The 13,787-nt window shown below is 54.4% G+C and carries 10 protein-coding genes and 4 tRNA genes; 9 read left to right on the top strand and 5 right to left on the bottom strand.

The genetic code is table 11. The annotated features are described in order from the left end of the window. The first annotated feature begins 14 nt into the window (after positions 1-14). From AADB16_RS08425 to AADB16_RS08440, 4 genes are all read left to right on the top strand, one after another. Positions 15-899: a DUF2846 domain-containing protein gene (locus AADB16_RS08425; protein ID WP_410802635.1), complete on the top strand. Its 885-nt coding sequence runs from the start codon at positions 15-17 to the stop codon at positions 897-899. 131 nt (positions 900-1,030) lie between these two features. Beyond that, positions 1,031-1,106, top strand: a tRNA-Val gene (locus AADB16_RS08430). A 69-nt stretch (positions 1,107-1,175) separates the two neighbouring features. Beyond that, a tRNA-Asp gene (locus AADB16_RS08435) sits at positions 1,176-1,252 on the top strand. An 8-nt stretch (positions 1,253-1,260) separates the two neighbouring features. Further along, a tRNA-Val gene (locus AADB16_RS08440) sits at positions 1,261-1,336 on the top strand. A 40-nt stretch (positions 1,337-1,376) separates the two neighbouring features. Here the strand turns inward: AADB16_RS08440 and AADB16_RS08445 are convergent. Continuing rightward, positions 1,377-2,783, bottom strand: a complete 1,407-nt coding sequence (locus AADB16_RS08445; RefSeq protein ID WP_410802637.1) for a 3-oxoacyl-ACP reductase — start codon at positions 2,781-2,783, stop codon at positions 1,377-1,379. Positions 2,784-3,019: 236 nt separating this feature from the next. Between AADB16_RS08445 and AADB16_RS08450 the strand changes: the two genes are divergently transcribed. Both AADB16_RS08450 and AADB16_RS08455 read left to right on the top strand, forming a co-directional pair. Continuing rightward, complete coding sequence (locus AADB16_RS08450) at positions 3,020-4,357, top strand: acetyl-CoA C-acetyltransferase (RefSeq protein ID WP_410802639.1); 1,338 nt, start codon at positions 3,020-3,022, stop codon at positions 4,355-4,357. 91 nt (positions 4,358-4,448) lie between these two features. Beyond that, positions 4,449-4,525 (top strand) — tRNA-Met (locus AADB16_RS08455). An 83-nt stretch (positions 4,526-4,608) separates the two neighbouring features. On the opposite strand, the gene AADB16_RS08460 is transcribed toward AADB16_RS08455, so the two are convergent. Next, entirely contained in the window at positions 4,609-5,874 is a 1,266-nt protein-coding gene (locus tag AADB16_RS08460; protein ID WP_410802641.1) for a M24 family metallopeptidase, read from the bottom strand. Between the two features lie 27 nt (positions 5,875-5,901). After that, positions 5,902-7,137, bottom strand: coding sequence for an FAD/NAD(P)-binding oxidoreductase (locus AADB16_RS08465; protein ID WP_410802643.1), 1,236 nt, complete (start codon positions 7,135-7,137; stop codon positions 5,902-5,904). Positions 7,138-7,434: 297 nt separating this feature from the next. On the opposite strand from AADB16_RS08465, the gene AADB16_RS08470 reads away from it, so the two are divergent. The 3 genes from AADB16_RS08470 to AADB16_RS08480 are packed head-to-tail and all read left to right on the top strand — an operon-like array spanning position 7,435 to position 11,177. Continuing rightward, complete coding sequence (locus AADB16_RS08470) at positions 7,435-9,237, top strand: assimilatory sulfite reductase (NADPH) flavoprotein subunit (protein WP_410802645.1); 1,803 nt, start codon at positions 7,435-7,437, stop codon at positions 9,235-9,237. Then, complete coding sequence (locus AADB16_RS08475) at positions 9,237-10,934, top strand: NADPH-dependent assimilatory sulfite reductase hemoprotein subunit (RefSeq protein ID WP_410802647.1); 1,698 nt, start codon at positions 9,237-9,239, stop codon at positions 10,932-10,934. Before AADB16_RS08470 ends, AADB16_RS08475 begins: the two co-directional genes overlap by 1 nt. Positions 10,935-10,958: 24 nt before the next feature. Beyond that, positions 10,959-11,177 (top strand): hypothetical protein, encoded by a 219-nt coding sequence (locus tag AADB16_RS08480; protein WP_410802649.1) that lies wholly within the window; start codon positions 10,959-10,961, stop codon positions 11,175-11,177. Positions 11,178-11,275: 98 nt separating this feature from the next. Here the strand turns inward: AADB16_RS08480 and AADB16_RS08485 are convergent, their stop codons facing one another. Together AADB16_RS08485 and AADB16_RS08490 are read right to left on the bottom strand one after the other, a co-directional pair. Then, positions 11,276-12,751 (bottom strand): amidase, encoded by a 1,476-nt coding sequence (locus AADB16_RS08485; RefSeq protein ID WP_410802651.1) that lies wholly within the window; start codon positions 12,749-12,751, stop codon positions 11,276-11,278. An 18-nt stretch (positions 12,752-12,769) separates the two neighbouring features. Next, on the bottom strand, positions 12,770-13,777 hold the full coding sequence (locus AADB16_RS08490; protein ID WP_410802653.1) for a hypothetical protein: 1,008 nt from the start codon (positions 13,775-13,777) through the stop codon (positions 12,770-12,772). Positions 13,778-13,787: the final 10 nt, after the last annotated feature.

A 13,787-nucleotide genomic window follows, 5' to 3' on the forward strand; every position in this document is an offset into this window, starting at 1 on the left:
AAGAGTTAACAAAAATGAAAACCCCTGTGTCTTTTCTTGAGTCATTCAATCTGCGTACGTTTTCCCTCCGTGTGCTTTTGGTTGCATCAATGCTGTCTGTATCCGGGTGCACTATTTACCAGTCGATTGGGAAAAGCACCGGGTCGTTTTTGCACCCGGTCTCTGGCCATGATTTCGTGCATATCGATAACGATGACTGGGATCGCAAGCACGCCGTACTGTATTTTTATCGTACTCACTCTGAATGGGCCGACGATGAAATTGAGGCGCCCAGTGTTTACATTGATGACTCACATTATTTCAATATCCGAAACGACAGTTATACCTGGCTGGTAGTCAGCCCCGGCGAGCGCCATGTTGCCATGCGCAGGCCGCTATTGGGACTTGAGGGGTTAAACTCGTTCAGTCTTAGCCTGATTGCGGATGCCACGTTTACCGTAGAGCCGGGCGGTATCTATTATTTACGGTACAACGAGCTGTCTGAGCCCTCGCAGGCTCACCCAGGGCTGGATCCGGAGCATCCGCTTGCTCAGGGTGATCTTCAGTTGGTTACCCGGGAATACGCGATGCAGGAAGGGGAAATAATCTCGACCCGCTTCCTGAATAGCGATTTGCTGGCACCGAACCATGCGGCTGCATCTATTGTGGAAGACAATGAAGATGCCGACTACGAGCGGCGCATAGCGCTTTTGGAAGAAGAGCGTGAACTGGAGTTGGAGCGGTTGGAGCGTGAAGGGTTGTATGAGCCAGCGCCCTGGTACTGGCCTTTTGGTGGTACACCATCGGTTCCATTGGAGTCGGATCAGAAAATTGCGCAGTTGGAGCAGGAGTACGCCCAACTGGAGGAGGAGCGCAAGCGCCGTAAAGAGGAAAACTCCAGCGGTTGGTGGTTTTTCTAGGGTTTCCGGAAAAAGATTTGACACCGCCGAACAAATGCTTAAAATGCGCCTCTCACTTGGTTGAGCAATAGAGTCTGTTCGCAGGCAATATCAGCAAATTCAAGTGAGTGCCTTTGAAAGGTGACTGAAGTGGGTGGTTAGCTCAGCTGGGAGAGCATCGCCCTTACAAGGCGAGGGTCACTGGTTCGATCCCAGTACCACCCACCACTTTCTTTCAAGGCAAGTATCGGGCTCTTGAGTTCGGTACACGATTCAGGCTTAATGCCGGATCAATGCGGAGCGGTAGTTCAGTTGGTTAGAATACCGGCCTGTCACGCCGGGGGTCGCGGGTTCGAGTCCCGTCCGCTCCGCCACTCTTTCTGGGTGGTTAGCTCAGCTGGGAGAGCATCGCCCTTACAAGGCGAGGGTCACTGGTTCGATCCCAGTACCACCCACCAGATACTAAAAAGGGCAAGTCCATCGGACTTGCCCTTTTTTTTACTTCCCGATCAGTGATTGGCCGCACACTCGTACAACGTTCCCGTTTACCCCACCGGATGCAGGACTGCAGTACCAGGCAATGGTTTCTGCTACGTCAACAGGCTGGCCGCCCTGAGACAGGCTGCTCATGCGTCGACCGGCTTCGCGCAGGGTCATGGGCATGGCTGCTGTCATCTGTGTTTCAATGAAGCCAGGAGCGACTACGTTGATGGTGACCCCGTTCTTTACCTGCTTGGCCATAGCTTCCACATAACCAATCACGCCGGATTTCGCAGCTGAATAGTTGGTCTGCCCGAAGTTGCCAGCAATGCCGCTGATAGATGAGATGCAAACAATGCGGCCATTTTCTTTGAGCAGATCGCGGCCCATGAGCTCGTCATTAATATGCTCTTCAGCCGTCAGGTTAACGGCAATGGTCATATCCCAGAAGTGTTCAGGCATATTTCCCAGGGTTTTGTCGCGGGTGATGCCGGCGTTGTGAATAACCAGATCTACACCGCCAAAGTGCTTTTCGATAAAGTCTGCGATTTTTGCTGGCGCATCTGTCGCCGTGATGTCGCAGGCCAGTGCCTTGCCCTTGATGGCGTTGGTTACTTTTTCGAGCTCTTCCATGGCGGGCTCAATGTCCAGCCCGATCACCGTGGCGCCATCCCTGGAAAGGGTTTCTGCAATGGAAGCACCAATGCCCCGTGACGCGCCGGTTACCAGTGCAATTTTTCCGGTGAGAGGCGCCACCGGGTTTGTGGTTGGTGCATCGGTGGTTTTGCCAATACGAACGACTTGGCCGGAAACATATGCAGACCTTACAGACAAAAAGAAGCGCAGGCTGGATTCCAGTTGCTTCTCGGCATTGGGTGCAATCCAGAGTAAGTTGGCAGTCGCACCTTTTTTGCCGATTTCTTTACCTACGGCGCGAGTGAAGCCCTCCAGAGCTTGCTGCGCTGCGGCTTGAGGGGCTTTGCGGCAAGTTGTCGGGTCTTGGCCTATGATCACTACTCGTGCATTGGCTCCGAGCTTTTTGATGGTGGGATGGAAAAAGTCGTAAAGAGCGCGAAGATCATCAGGGCCTTTCAGGCCTGTGGCGTCGAATACCAGCGCTGAAAACTTTGTTGCGTTATCTGAAGCCAAATCCAGCGCCTTTGCTTTATTCCCGGCTTTGGATGAATCTTCCAGCGATTCTTTGCCGCTGGCATGGTGCAGTGTTGCCGCGCTGGCGCCAAGCACGCCGCCAACCACCGCTATGGCTTTGCCGCCGTTGCCCGCACCAACCAGCACATCACCTTCAATAAACGGCTGATCTGCGCGTTTGAGGCGCTTCAGCGGCACGGGTGATGGCAGGCCAAGGGTTTGTGCGGCTGTTTTGCCTACCGGGGTGTTTACGAGTTTAAGATAGATGTCAGACATGGGTTCGTCCTTGCGTTGATGAGATGTGTGGAGCATGTTGATGCACAGAGTAATGAATCCGCCAGCCATGTGATTGACTCAACGCTTGTGCGGCATTGTCATGCCTGCCAATGAGACGGCTGTAGTTAGCGCTAAACTGGCGTTCCTATACTGCTTATCTTGAGTGTAGGGGCACGAAGAAGGAGCCTTCTTCATGCCCTCTTACTCTGGAACTAAATTAACGAAAGGATAGCATCATGGCACAGGCTCAGAAGTCCAACCAGAAGAAACCTGCAGCTACAAAAGCAGCAGAAAAGGGCGCAAGTGGCGTTCGACGCGTTGCTGTTCTTGGTGGCAACCGGGTTCCTTTTGCTCGCTCCAATACCGCTTACAGCAAGATCAGCAATCAGGAGTTATTAACATCGGCCTTGCGCGGTTTGGTGGATCGTTTCGACCTCCAGGGCAAGCGACTTGGTGAGGTTGTAGCAGGGGCCGTGATGAAGCACTCCCGGGATTTCAACCTCACTCGGGAAGCAACGCTTAGCTGCGGTCTTGCACCGGAAACTCCGGCCTACGATATTCAACAAGCCTGTGGCACAGGTTTGGAATCGGCCATTCTGGTGGCTAACAAGATTGCTCTTGGCCAAATTGAGTGTGGAATTGCAGGTGGTACCGATACAACCTCTGATGCGCCCATTGGCGTAAGTGAAGGCCTGCGGGAAATTCTGCTGGACCTGAACCGTGCCAAGACTAACGGCGACCGGTTGAAGATTCTCAGCCGCATACGCCCCAGCCACCTGAAGCCGGATATCCCGCAAAATGGCGAGCCTCGCACAGGCATGTCCATGGGTGCCCACGCCCAGGTTACGGCTCATGAATGGTCAATCCCAAGGGATGAGCAGGATTTGTTGGCGTGGGAGAGTCACCAGAAGCTGCTTAAGGCTTATGAGGAAGGTTTCTTTGAAGATTTGATGACGCCACTGGCGGGTCTTGAGAGAGATAACATCCTGCGCCCGGACACCACGCTGGAAAAGCTGGCAACTCTCAAGCCGGCATTCGATCGCGAGAAAGGCACCCTGACCGCTGCGAACAGCACGGCTTTAACTGACGGCGCTTCCTGCGTACTTTTGGCCAGTGAAGAGTGGGCGAAAGCCAACAATTTTGAAGTAAAGGCCTGGCTGACTTTTTCGGAGGTGGCAGCGGTTGATTTTGTAGACAAAAAAGAAGGCCTGTTGATGGCTCCAGCCTACGCTGTGCCCCGGCTTCTCGAAAAAGCAGGCATTACGCTGCAGGATTTCGACTTTTATGAAATTCACGAAGCCTTTGCCGCTCAGGTTCTTTCAACCCTTAAGGCGTGGGAAGATCCAGCGTTTTGCAAAGACAAGCTAGGCCTCGACAAGCCTTTGGGCAGCATTGACCGCGCCAAACTGAACGTGAAGGGCAGCAGCCTTGCCACTGGCCACCCATTTGCCGCCACGGGTGGGCGCATTGTGGCTACGCTCGCAAAGATTCTGGAAGAGAAAGGCAGTGGCCGGGGGCTAATTTCGATTTGTGCAGCCGGTGGTCAAGGCGTAACAGCCATTCTGGAGCGATAAGTTGCGTGAAAGTCGGAATAGTCTTTGACAGACAGGCTTCGGCTACGTAGTATGCGCGCCACGGTGATCGAGAGACCACCAACCAGTTTGATGCGGGGTGGAGCAGTCTGGTAGCTCGTCGGGCTCATAACCCGAAGGTCGTAGGTTCGAATCCTGCCCCCGCTACCATATAAAAGAAAGGCAGATCAGTATTTTACTGATCTGCCTTTTTTCGTTTCTGATCTTCTATTTTCTTCCTTCTAAAAGAATACTTACAAAAGTATTTCCTTAAGAGAAAGTGTGTTCGCAGTAATTCGTTCCGCTCCTGTCGCTGTGATCCTTACCGTTTCACTGAAGCCAATACCAAATTCACCTGGTTTGCGCAGGCAGATCGGCAAGTGGAATACCATATCCTCTTCCAGAATTGCTTCGTTGTCAGTGGCGATGAACATCGAGCCAGCCACCCAGGAAGGAGGGAAGGCCGCGCCGACGGGATAGCCGAACACGCCGGAGAAGAAGGCGCGATCTACAATGGGCGCAAGTTCAGCTTCACCCGCGCGTGCTGCTGATGCGAAGCTTGAACCGGCACGGGCTGCGGTCATCACTGCTTCGAGAACTGCAAGGCACACTCCATGGAACTCACGAATTTCGGCCGAAGCTTCGCCGACTATGGCGGTGCGCATCATCGGAGCAGTATAGCGCTTGCGTACGGCACCGAATTCTGTGAATACCACATCACCCTGTGCAACCGCGTAACCCGCATGGTTTGTATGAATGATGCCGCTGCGCATGCCAGTCGTTACGATCGGCTGCATGCTCATGAATTCGCTTCCGGCGCCTAGCATGGACCTGGCGCCAGCCTGAGCGATTTCATGGTCAATTGCCCCTTCTTGTATGACGGCCGCTGCTGCATCCAGACCGGCTCCGGTGATGGCGGCGCTTTCGGCAAGATAAGTCAGTTCGGAAGGAGATTTAACCAAACGAACACGATCAATCAGTGCGCCGAAATCGATAAACGTGGCAGCGCAGAGTTCACTTTTGAGTGCTAAAAGAAGCCCCGGCCGAAAGGAGCCTGACCAAGGGTTGAAACCTACTCGCGGCGTGGAAGTGCCGGCTGTGGCGCGCACCTGAGCAGCCAGTTCGCAGGCTACTGCCTCGGGCGCCTGCCACGGATAGCCGATAACTGTGTCGACCCGGCTCAGATACACAGCAGGACCGATTTCAATGGCAGGGACGAACAGTGCGGTTCGGTCTAGCGCCACAAGAAGCACGCACTGAACGGAAACCTCGAAGGTGGTGTATCCGGTGAGGTAGCACAGCTCTCCGGCGTCGGTCAGTAGCAGCAGGTCTAGCCCTGCTACGGCCATTCCCTGTCGAACGGAAGCGAGCCGTGCTTCGTATTCATCGGGTTCAAATGCCAGTACTGGCTCTGGAAACTGGTGCTGCAGCTTGTCGCGGTAGGTAATGTAGTCCATAGCCAGGTGCTCGCCGTTCCGGAAACCAGTTTCATTAAGCGTGTATTTGAGTTCGGTTTGCAAGAAAATGGTTTCCAGATGCCACGTTACCTAGAGCGCCTTGTGTGCGATGTCACCTTCTCGACCTCTAAGCATGTAATCGAAGTAAAATGGGGGCAGGGCGCGCTTTTTTACCTGCCAGTAGAATGCAGATTCTTTGAAGGGACTCAGTGGCAGAGTGGGTGTTACTTTGCCGCCATACACGAACTCTGCAAGCATAACTTTCCCATAACCTGTCACGATGGGGCAGGAGGTGTAGCCGTCGTAGTTTGCCTGAAGTTGACCGCTGGCGAGCTGAGCCAGAATGTTGGCAGCTGCTACCGGCGACTGCTTGCGAACGGCAGCTGCTGTTTTTGATGTTGGCAACGAACTGCAGTCACCCAGGCTGAACACGTTGGGGAAGCGCACATGCTGCAGCGAGTGCTGGTCTACATCTACCCAACCATCGGCGTTCGCCAGTGAGCTGGCTTTCACGAAATCAGGTGCGCACTGGGGTGGCGTTACATGAAGCAGGTCGAAACGTTCGGTTATTTCCCGGCTTTCTCCATCGCTATCGGTGAAGCGGAATGTCGCTTCTTTCCTGTCACCATTCACAGCGACCAGATTGTGGTTCATTAAAAGGCCGATGTTGTACCTGCGAGCCACTTTTTCCAGGTGCGGAACAAAATCCGGTACGCTGAAAAGCGCGCCGCCTGCAGCGTAAAACCTTAATTCACTCTGCCCGGCTGTCTGATTTTTTCGGAAGTAGTCTGCGGCTAGATAAGCAATTTTCTGGGGGGCACCGGCGCATTTGATGGGGGCCGGAGGTTGCGTGAAAAAGGCTTTCCCACCACGGAACTGTTTGATGCACTGCCAAGTGTATTCTGCCACTGACGGGTCGTAGTTGCTGCATACGCCATTGCGCCCCAAGGTTTCCCGCAAACCCTCTACTTTATCCCAATTTAGCTTCAGGCCCGGTGTGACGACCAGAATGTCGTAGCCAAGGGTGCGTCCGTCGTCAAGCGTAATCCGGTTTTGCTCCGGTTGAAGCGCCTTTGCGGCCGCTCTTATCCAGCGCGCGCCTTTCGGGAGGGTTTGTGCTTGAGGGCGAGCCGTTTTGGCAAGAGAGTAGGCGCCGCCACCCACAAGTGTGAGAGCTGGTTGATAGTAATGAACGTCGCTTGGCTCAACGATGGCGATATCCAGGCCAGGGCGTTGCCTTAGCAGCGATGCGGCAACACTGGTGCCAGCAGCACCGGCGCCGATAACGACCACTTGGTGGGTGGGTAATGAAGCACTCTGTGACATTGCTGATACTCCTTGAAGGAGCCTGCTCGAAGCTCCTTGGGCATAAGAAAAGTGGTATCAGCTTAAAAGCAATTCGATATTCTATGAAATGATTAAGATCATTTCGGTTAGAGCCATTTGGAATATCTTTAATGTATATAAAAAACAGTTAATTAGCTCTTATATCGGAATTATCGATTTATTTGTCCTGTCTATTTCATTTTGTCACTCATTTGGCGATTCATAGAGTGCGGGGAGGTTTCATCAGGTTTGGCTGGAAACCAGTAATTTATTTACAGCCCACACGGATCATCCAACATGACGACAGATCTGAACTCATCTCCTCTCTCTGCGGATCAGCAGGCACGGTTGGCAGAGCTTCTTGACGGCATAAGTGAAGGGCAGCTTTTCTGGCTGGCCGGTTTTCTGGCCGGAAAGTGCTCAGGTGGAACCGCGAGTTCGACGGCCCAAACCGCTGTTTCCGCAAGCGCGTCGACGCCTTCTGCTCCTGAGCTGACGGTTTTATTCGGGTCGCAAACCGGTAACGCAGAAGAGCTTGCGCAGCAGCTAGCGGCCCGCGCTTCGGATAAAGGTATCTCCGCCAAGCTGGTTGATATGGCGGGCTATAAGCCCAAGCAGCTGAAGAACGAGCAGTACCTGGCGGTGCTGGCGTCTACCCATGGAGAGGGCGATCCACCGGACAATGCGCTGGATTTGTATGAGTTCCTTCATGGCAAAAAGGCGCCGAAACTGGAGAGGCTTCGCTACAGCGTTCTGTCGCTGGGGGATTCCAGTTACGAGCATTTTTGCAAAACCGGTCAGGATTTTGACCGCAAGCTTGCGGCGTTAGGCGCAACGGCCCTGGCCGAGCGGGTGGACTGCGATGTGGATTATGAAGATCTGGCGGAAGGCTGGATCAACCGGGTTTTGGAAACCATTGCCAGCGAAGCAGGCGCCAGCCTGCCTGCGGCTGCCAGTTCAGTAACAGCAGAGTTGGCGCCAACCTCTGCCTTTAGCCGGAAGAATCCCTATTCGGCGGTCATTCTCACCAATCAACTGCTCAGTGGCCGAGGCTCCGATAAGGAGGTGAGGCACATCGAGTTGTCATTGGAAGACTCCGGCCTGGTCTATAAACCCGGTGACGCAGTGGGTGTATACCCAGAAAACAACCCGGCCCTGGTTAACGAGTTACTGAATACCCTGGGCTTTGACGGTGAGCAGCGTGTCTCTGCCGATGAGCGCGATATTCCGCTGCGGGAGGCGCTGGCTTTCTACCGGGAGATTACCCTGCTTACTCCGCCGCTGATGAAACAGTGGGCAGAGTTGCTGAATGACGATGATCTAAAGGCGCTGGTGGCAGACAGCACAGAGCTGCGGGCCTGGACAGAAGGGCGGGATCTTCTTGACCTGATTCAGGCCTGGCCCATCGCCTCGCTGACACCGCAGGAGCTGGTGAACCTGCTGCGTAAACTGCCCGCAAGGCTGTATTCCATCAGTTCCAGCCAGGCTGCTGTGGAGGATGAAGTACATATCACCGTGGCCGCCGTGCGCTACTCCAGCTATGGCCGCGATCGTGAGGGTGTGGCTTCTGCCTGGTTATCTGACCGGATGAACGAAGGTGACCAGGTACGCGTTTATATCGATCCCAACAAGAAGTTTGCGCTGCCGGATGACAGTAAACCGGTGATCATGATTGGCCCCGGCACAGGCGTAGCGCCCTTCCGTGCCTTTCTGCAGGAGCGGGAAGAACGGGAGGCGGAAGGCGAAAACTGGCTGTTCTTCGGTGATCGTCGGTTCCGCAGTGATTTTCTCTATCAATCGGAGTGGCTCAAGTGGCGACGTGATGGCCTGCTTACAAGGCTGGATGTGGCTTTCTCCCGGGATCAGGAAGAAAAGCGCTATGTGCAACATTGCCTGAAGGAGAACAGCGCCGAGGTCTGGGCCTGGCTGCAGCGCGGTGCCAACCTGTATGTGTGTGGCGATGCCGAAAAAATGGCCCCGGATGTACACCAGGCATTGCTGGATATTGCCAGTGAGCAGGGTGGGCTGAATCCGGAGCAGGCTGAGGATTACCTGCGCCAGTTAAACCGGGATAAACGTTACCAGCGGGATGTGTACTGATGAGTGAAAAATTACCTGAAGCCGAAGTAATCAAGCGGGAAAGCAACTACCTGCGTGGAACCATTCTGGAAGGGCTGGCGGATCGTACCACCGGTGCCTTGCCGGAAGATGACACCAAGCTGACCAAGTTTCACGGTTCTTACCAGCAGGACCACCGGGAAGTGAGGGATGAACGCCGGCGCCAGAAGCTTGAGCCGTTGTATCAGTTTATGGTGCGTTTGCGTTTGCCCGGGGGTGTTCTGACCACAAATCAGTGGCTGGGTCTGGATAAAATTGCCGACGAGTGCGCGGATTCCACCTTGCGCCTGACCACCCGGCAGACGTTCCAGTTCCACGGCGTGTTCAAGGAGCAGATGCAGCCGTTCATGCAGAAAATCCGCGCTTTGGGACTGGACAGTCGTGGAGCCTGTGGCGATGTGAATCGTAACGTGATCAGCAATGTGAACCCTCATCAGTCGCAGCTTCACGGGGAAATTCATGAGCTCTCTCTGGCCATCAGTGAGCGTTTGCGCTGGCGCTCGGCAGCCTATGCCGAGATCTGGCTGGGGGAAGAGTGCGTCCAGAAACTGGGTGAGGAAGAGGAGCCGTTTTACGGGTACAAGTATCTGCCTCGCAAGTTCAAGATTGCGCTGGCGGTTCCCCCGGAAAACGACTGCGACGTGTTTGCCAACGATATAGGCCTGATCGCTATTGTTGAAGATGGCCAGATTCGTGGTTTCAACGTGGTCGTTGGCGGTGGAATGGGGCTTACCTATGGTGATCCGGCCACCTATCCGCGCCTGGCCACAATGGCGGGCTATGTTGCGAAAGAGCAGATTGTGGATGCGTGCGAAGCAATCTGTGCCATCCAGCGAGACTTCGGTGACCGTACCAATCGCGCTCACGCTCGATTCAAATACACCATCGATGACTACGGCATGGATTGGTTCCGGGAGCGCTTCGAGGAATACCACGGCCAGGCCCTTGAAAAACCGCGCTCGTTCAGCTTGAGTCACAACGGCGACCGGTTTGGCTGGGTTGAAGGCGAAGATGGCAATCAGCACCTTACGTTGCTTATTCCGACTGGTCGGGTGGCAGATACTGAAAGCGGGCTTTTGCGAACAGCGCTGCGAAAGATTGCGGAGGTGCACAACGGCAGCTTCCGGATTACCTGTAACCAGAATCTGGTGATTGCCAATGTATTGCCGGAGAATAGGGCGGCGGTAGAGGCCATCGTGGAGGAATACCAGCTGGATGCCGGCCACCGCAGTTCGCCTTTGCGCCAGAACTCGATGGCCTGTGTTGCTCTGCCAACCTGTGGCTTGGCGATGGCCGAATCCGAGCGCTTTCTGCCGGAATTTGTAACCCGGGTTGAGAGAACCATGGCGGAAGAGGGGCTGGAACCCGATGCAATTAACCTGAGAATTACCGGTTGCCCCAACGGCTGCGCCCGGCCATATTTAGGGGAGATTGCATTGACCGGGAAGGCGCCTGGCAAATACAACCTTTATCTGGGGGCGGATTTCTCCGGCCAGCGCATGAACAGGCTTTACCGCGAAAACATTGATACAGAGACCATATTGGATGAACTGCGCCCCCTGTTCCGCGCCTATCAGCAGGAGCGGGAAGCCCAGGAACGGTTTGGTGATTTTCTGGTGAGAGTTGGTATTGTGGAACAAGAGCGCACGCCGACTATGTTGCACCAACCACTGAAATGAACCGGGCTGTGTAAAAGGAGCGATATGAGTGATTCAGAAGCCAGGGAGTGTGAGCGCCTTGCATTTGTAGCAGGACGGGATGGCGTGCCAGCCGCATTGGCATTCGCTCAGCAAGGTTTCCGGCAATACAGCGCAGCTATCCGTGAAGCGGAATCGGGTGGTAATCAATATGGCGCTGCGTATCGAGACAGTTTGAACGCGTCAATTGCTGTCTATCAATCGTATATTGAAAAAAACGAGTAAGCAGTAAGAGCAGGAACCTCTGAATAGCAAGGCCGAAGTCGGTGGCATTATTCAGAGGCTCGCAATGAGAATGTTGCATATTACTTGGCTAGTTGGAGTTAAAAACCGTTCGGAACCTCAAATCCTGCCAGCCCGGCCTCTTCAAGCAAGCGTGCGAAGCCAATGGTGGTCAGGTCCATGCCCGGCGCTCCGATCACCTGAACGTTAAACGGCAGCCCTTCTCTGGTGCGCCCGATGGGAACGGACGTGGCTGGTAAACCGAGAAGCGTGGCGAACGCAATCCAGCAAAACTGATCCATGTAAGCGCGGGGTTGTCCGGCAACGGTAATGCGACGTTTGAACACGGGGTTGGAATGGTCATGCCGGATAGCAGCCGTAGGGGTTATGGGCGTTAGAAGCACATCTACTTCCTGAAACAAGGCTTCAATCTCGGCTCGCACTTTCTCCCGCGCTTCGCTCATGGCCATCCATTGGTAGGCGGGCTGGTTTGCGCCACGGCCGTACTCGCCAATGAAGGGTGTCATGGGGCCAAAGAAGGTAAGCCACTTTTCCAGCCGGGCGATCCATTTTAACTGGCGACGCTGGGCAGGTTTTAACGACGTGCTTAGCAGGCTGCCCAGCAGATTGAAGTAGGAGGGTAGTATGTGCTCAAGGCTCAAAAGGGGGTGTCTGGCGTCGGATACAAGGGCCCCCTTGTCGGCAAGCTGTTTGCCTAACGTTCGGTAGCCGTCGGTCAGTTCCTTTTCTACCGGGCACAGGGTGTCTTCGAGCCATAGCCCGACTCGCGCCTGCGTCAGGGTTTCCAGGCGTGAGGGCATCATCTCCAGCTGCCAGCACCGGCTATCAACTGGCTTGGGGCCAGCAATAACCTTCAAAAGCAGTTCGAGATCCCTCGCATTCCGGGCGAGAGGGCCTCCTTCTGCCAGATCCGGTTGCGATTGCGTGCCTGGGGGCCCGGGAATGTGCCCGCGAAAGGACACCAATGTACGCGACGGCTTGTGCCCGAATACGCCGCAAAAGTGTGCTGGAATACGAATTGAACCCGCGAGATCGCTGCCCACCTCCAGCGGTGTCATCCCCGCTGCAAGAGCTGCAGCCGCGCCACCTGAGGAGCCGCCCGGAGTGTGGGCAGGGTTATGCGGATTGTTAGTTACGCCAAACAGCTTGTTGTAGCTTTGCAGGTCGGTGGCATAAACCGGCACGTTGGTTTTGCCCAGAATAATAGCGCCAGCCTCTTCCAGGCGTTGCACCACATCGGCATGGTGCTCAGGCTTGTGGTCGCGCAGCGCGCTGGCGCCGGCGGTGCAAACCATCCCGGCTACTTCCCAGGTGTCTTTCACAGTCATGGGCAGGCCATGCAATGGGCCAACCTCCATGCCCGCCGCTCGCTTTTGGTCGGACTGTCGCGCCTGCTCAAGCGCGCGAGCTTCGTCGAGCGTAACAATGGCGTTTACTGAAGGGTTGTGTTGGCGGATTTGTGCGAGTAGGTCAGTCACCAGCTTTTCGCTGCTCAGGGTGCCGGCTTCAAGTTGTGCAAGCAGCACATGGGCTGGCTGATAATGCAATGGATCCATGTTTCTTCTCTTATTATATTAAGGGAGCTGCTCTCGCCAGCGTTTGACTTTGACCTGACCTTTGATGGCTTCAATAATTTCGACAATCAGCGCGATCAGCGCTTCGTTTCTTTCCTCAACGCTGTCTGCTTCTCCTGGCCCGCGAATAAAGGCGTTCACTATATCTTCAATAAACGCATGGTTTGCAGAAGAGGCCAGGTCTTCCAGAATTTGCTGGATAACGTTGGCTACAATATCCCCCACTGCTTCCTCAAGGGTTTCCTGAATGGTTGAGCCCACTATCGGCAGGTATTTGAGCCGTGACAGTTCCACGTTCTGTTTCAGCGCATGGTCAACCCGGTCTTCAAGGTAATTTCTGAGTGCGCCGCGGTTGGGTACATAACCTTCCTTGGCAGCTTGGGCAACCCGCTGGGAGATCCATCCAGACAGCATCTCTCGTCGCGGGTACAGAATATCGTTTTGAACCTTCTCAAAAAGCGGCGAGCCCAGAGTAATTTCGTGTTGCACACCACTCAGAACCTTGCCGACGATACGGTCAGAAAGTTCTTCCATAAAAGCTTCGTAGTAGAAGTTGACGAAGCGATAAATTCCGGTGTTGGTAACATCAATGATCTTGTGCTGATGCAGGCGGTGCACAATGGACACGATTCGCAAAATCCTCAGGAACCGCAAGCTGCCTACAGGTATACAACCCACCAGATCATACCAGTGGATGAAGGGATAAAAGTACCAGCGGTCGTACACTTTGGCCTTGATTGCATAGCCCCAGCGCAGGGAAAACTCAGCCAGAAACACCGCAACGAACATGGCGTCGTAGAATATGAAGTTTTCGTGGATTGGGTGGTAGGCCGCCTGAAAGGCGGGGAGATGCTCTTTTAACACATTCTGGATAGCGATGAAGTTATAGACAGAATCCCAGATAATAAACGCGAGGTTGATGATGATCAGTCCCAGCATCAGGAAATCGATAATCAGCCAGGTGATCTGGTGACTGGACTTAAGATTCTCGCGGTTAATTTTCAGCATTCGCGGGTGT

This window comes from Marinobacter sp. KMM 10035, from assembly GCF_046537445.1.
GTDB classification, from domain to species: Bacteria; Pseudomonadota; Gammaproteobacteria; order Pseudomonadales; family Oleiphilaceae; genus Marinobacter; species Marinobacter sediminicola.

Excerpts from the sequence above, each read along its gene's own strand:
- AADB16_RS08445 (WP_410802637.1), bottom strand. The coding sequence starts at position 2,783 with ATGTCTGACATCTATCTTAAACTCGTAAACACCCCGGTAGGCAAAACA.
- AADB16_RS08425 (WP_410802635.1), top strand. The coding sequence starts at position 15 with ATGAAAACCCCTGTGTCTTTTCTTGAGTCATTCAATCTGCGTACGTTT.
- AADB16_RS08490 (WP_410802653.1), bottom strand. The coding sequence starts at position 13,777 with ATGCTGAAAATTAACCGCGAGAATCTTAAGTCCAGTCACCAGATCACC.
- AADB16_RS08465 (WP_410802643.1), bottom strand. The coding sequence starts at position 7,137 with ATGTCACAGAGTGCTTCATTACCCACCCACCAAGTGGTCGTTATCGGC.
- AADB16_RS08485 (WP_410802651.1), bottom strand. The coding sequence starts at position 12,751 with ATGGATCCATTGCATTATCAGCCAGCCCATGTGCTGCTTGCACAACTT.
- AADB16_RS08470 (WP_410802645.1), top strand. The coding sequence starts at position 7,435 with ATGACGACAGATCTGAACTCATCTCCTCTCTCTGCGGATCAGCAGGCA.
- AADB16_RS08475 (WP_410802647.1), top strand. The coding sequence starts at position 9,237 with ATGAGTGAAAAATTACCTGAAGCCGAAGTAATCAAGCGGGAAAGCAAC.
- AADB16_RS08480 (WP_410802649.1), top strand. The coding sequence starts at position 10,959 with ATGAGTGATTCAGAAGCCAGGGAGTGTGAGCGCCTTGCATTTGTAGCA.
- AADB16_RS08450 (WP_410802639.1), top strand. The coding sequence starts at position 3,020 with ATGGCACAGGCTCAGAAGTCCAACCAGAAGAAACCTGCAGCTACAAAA.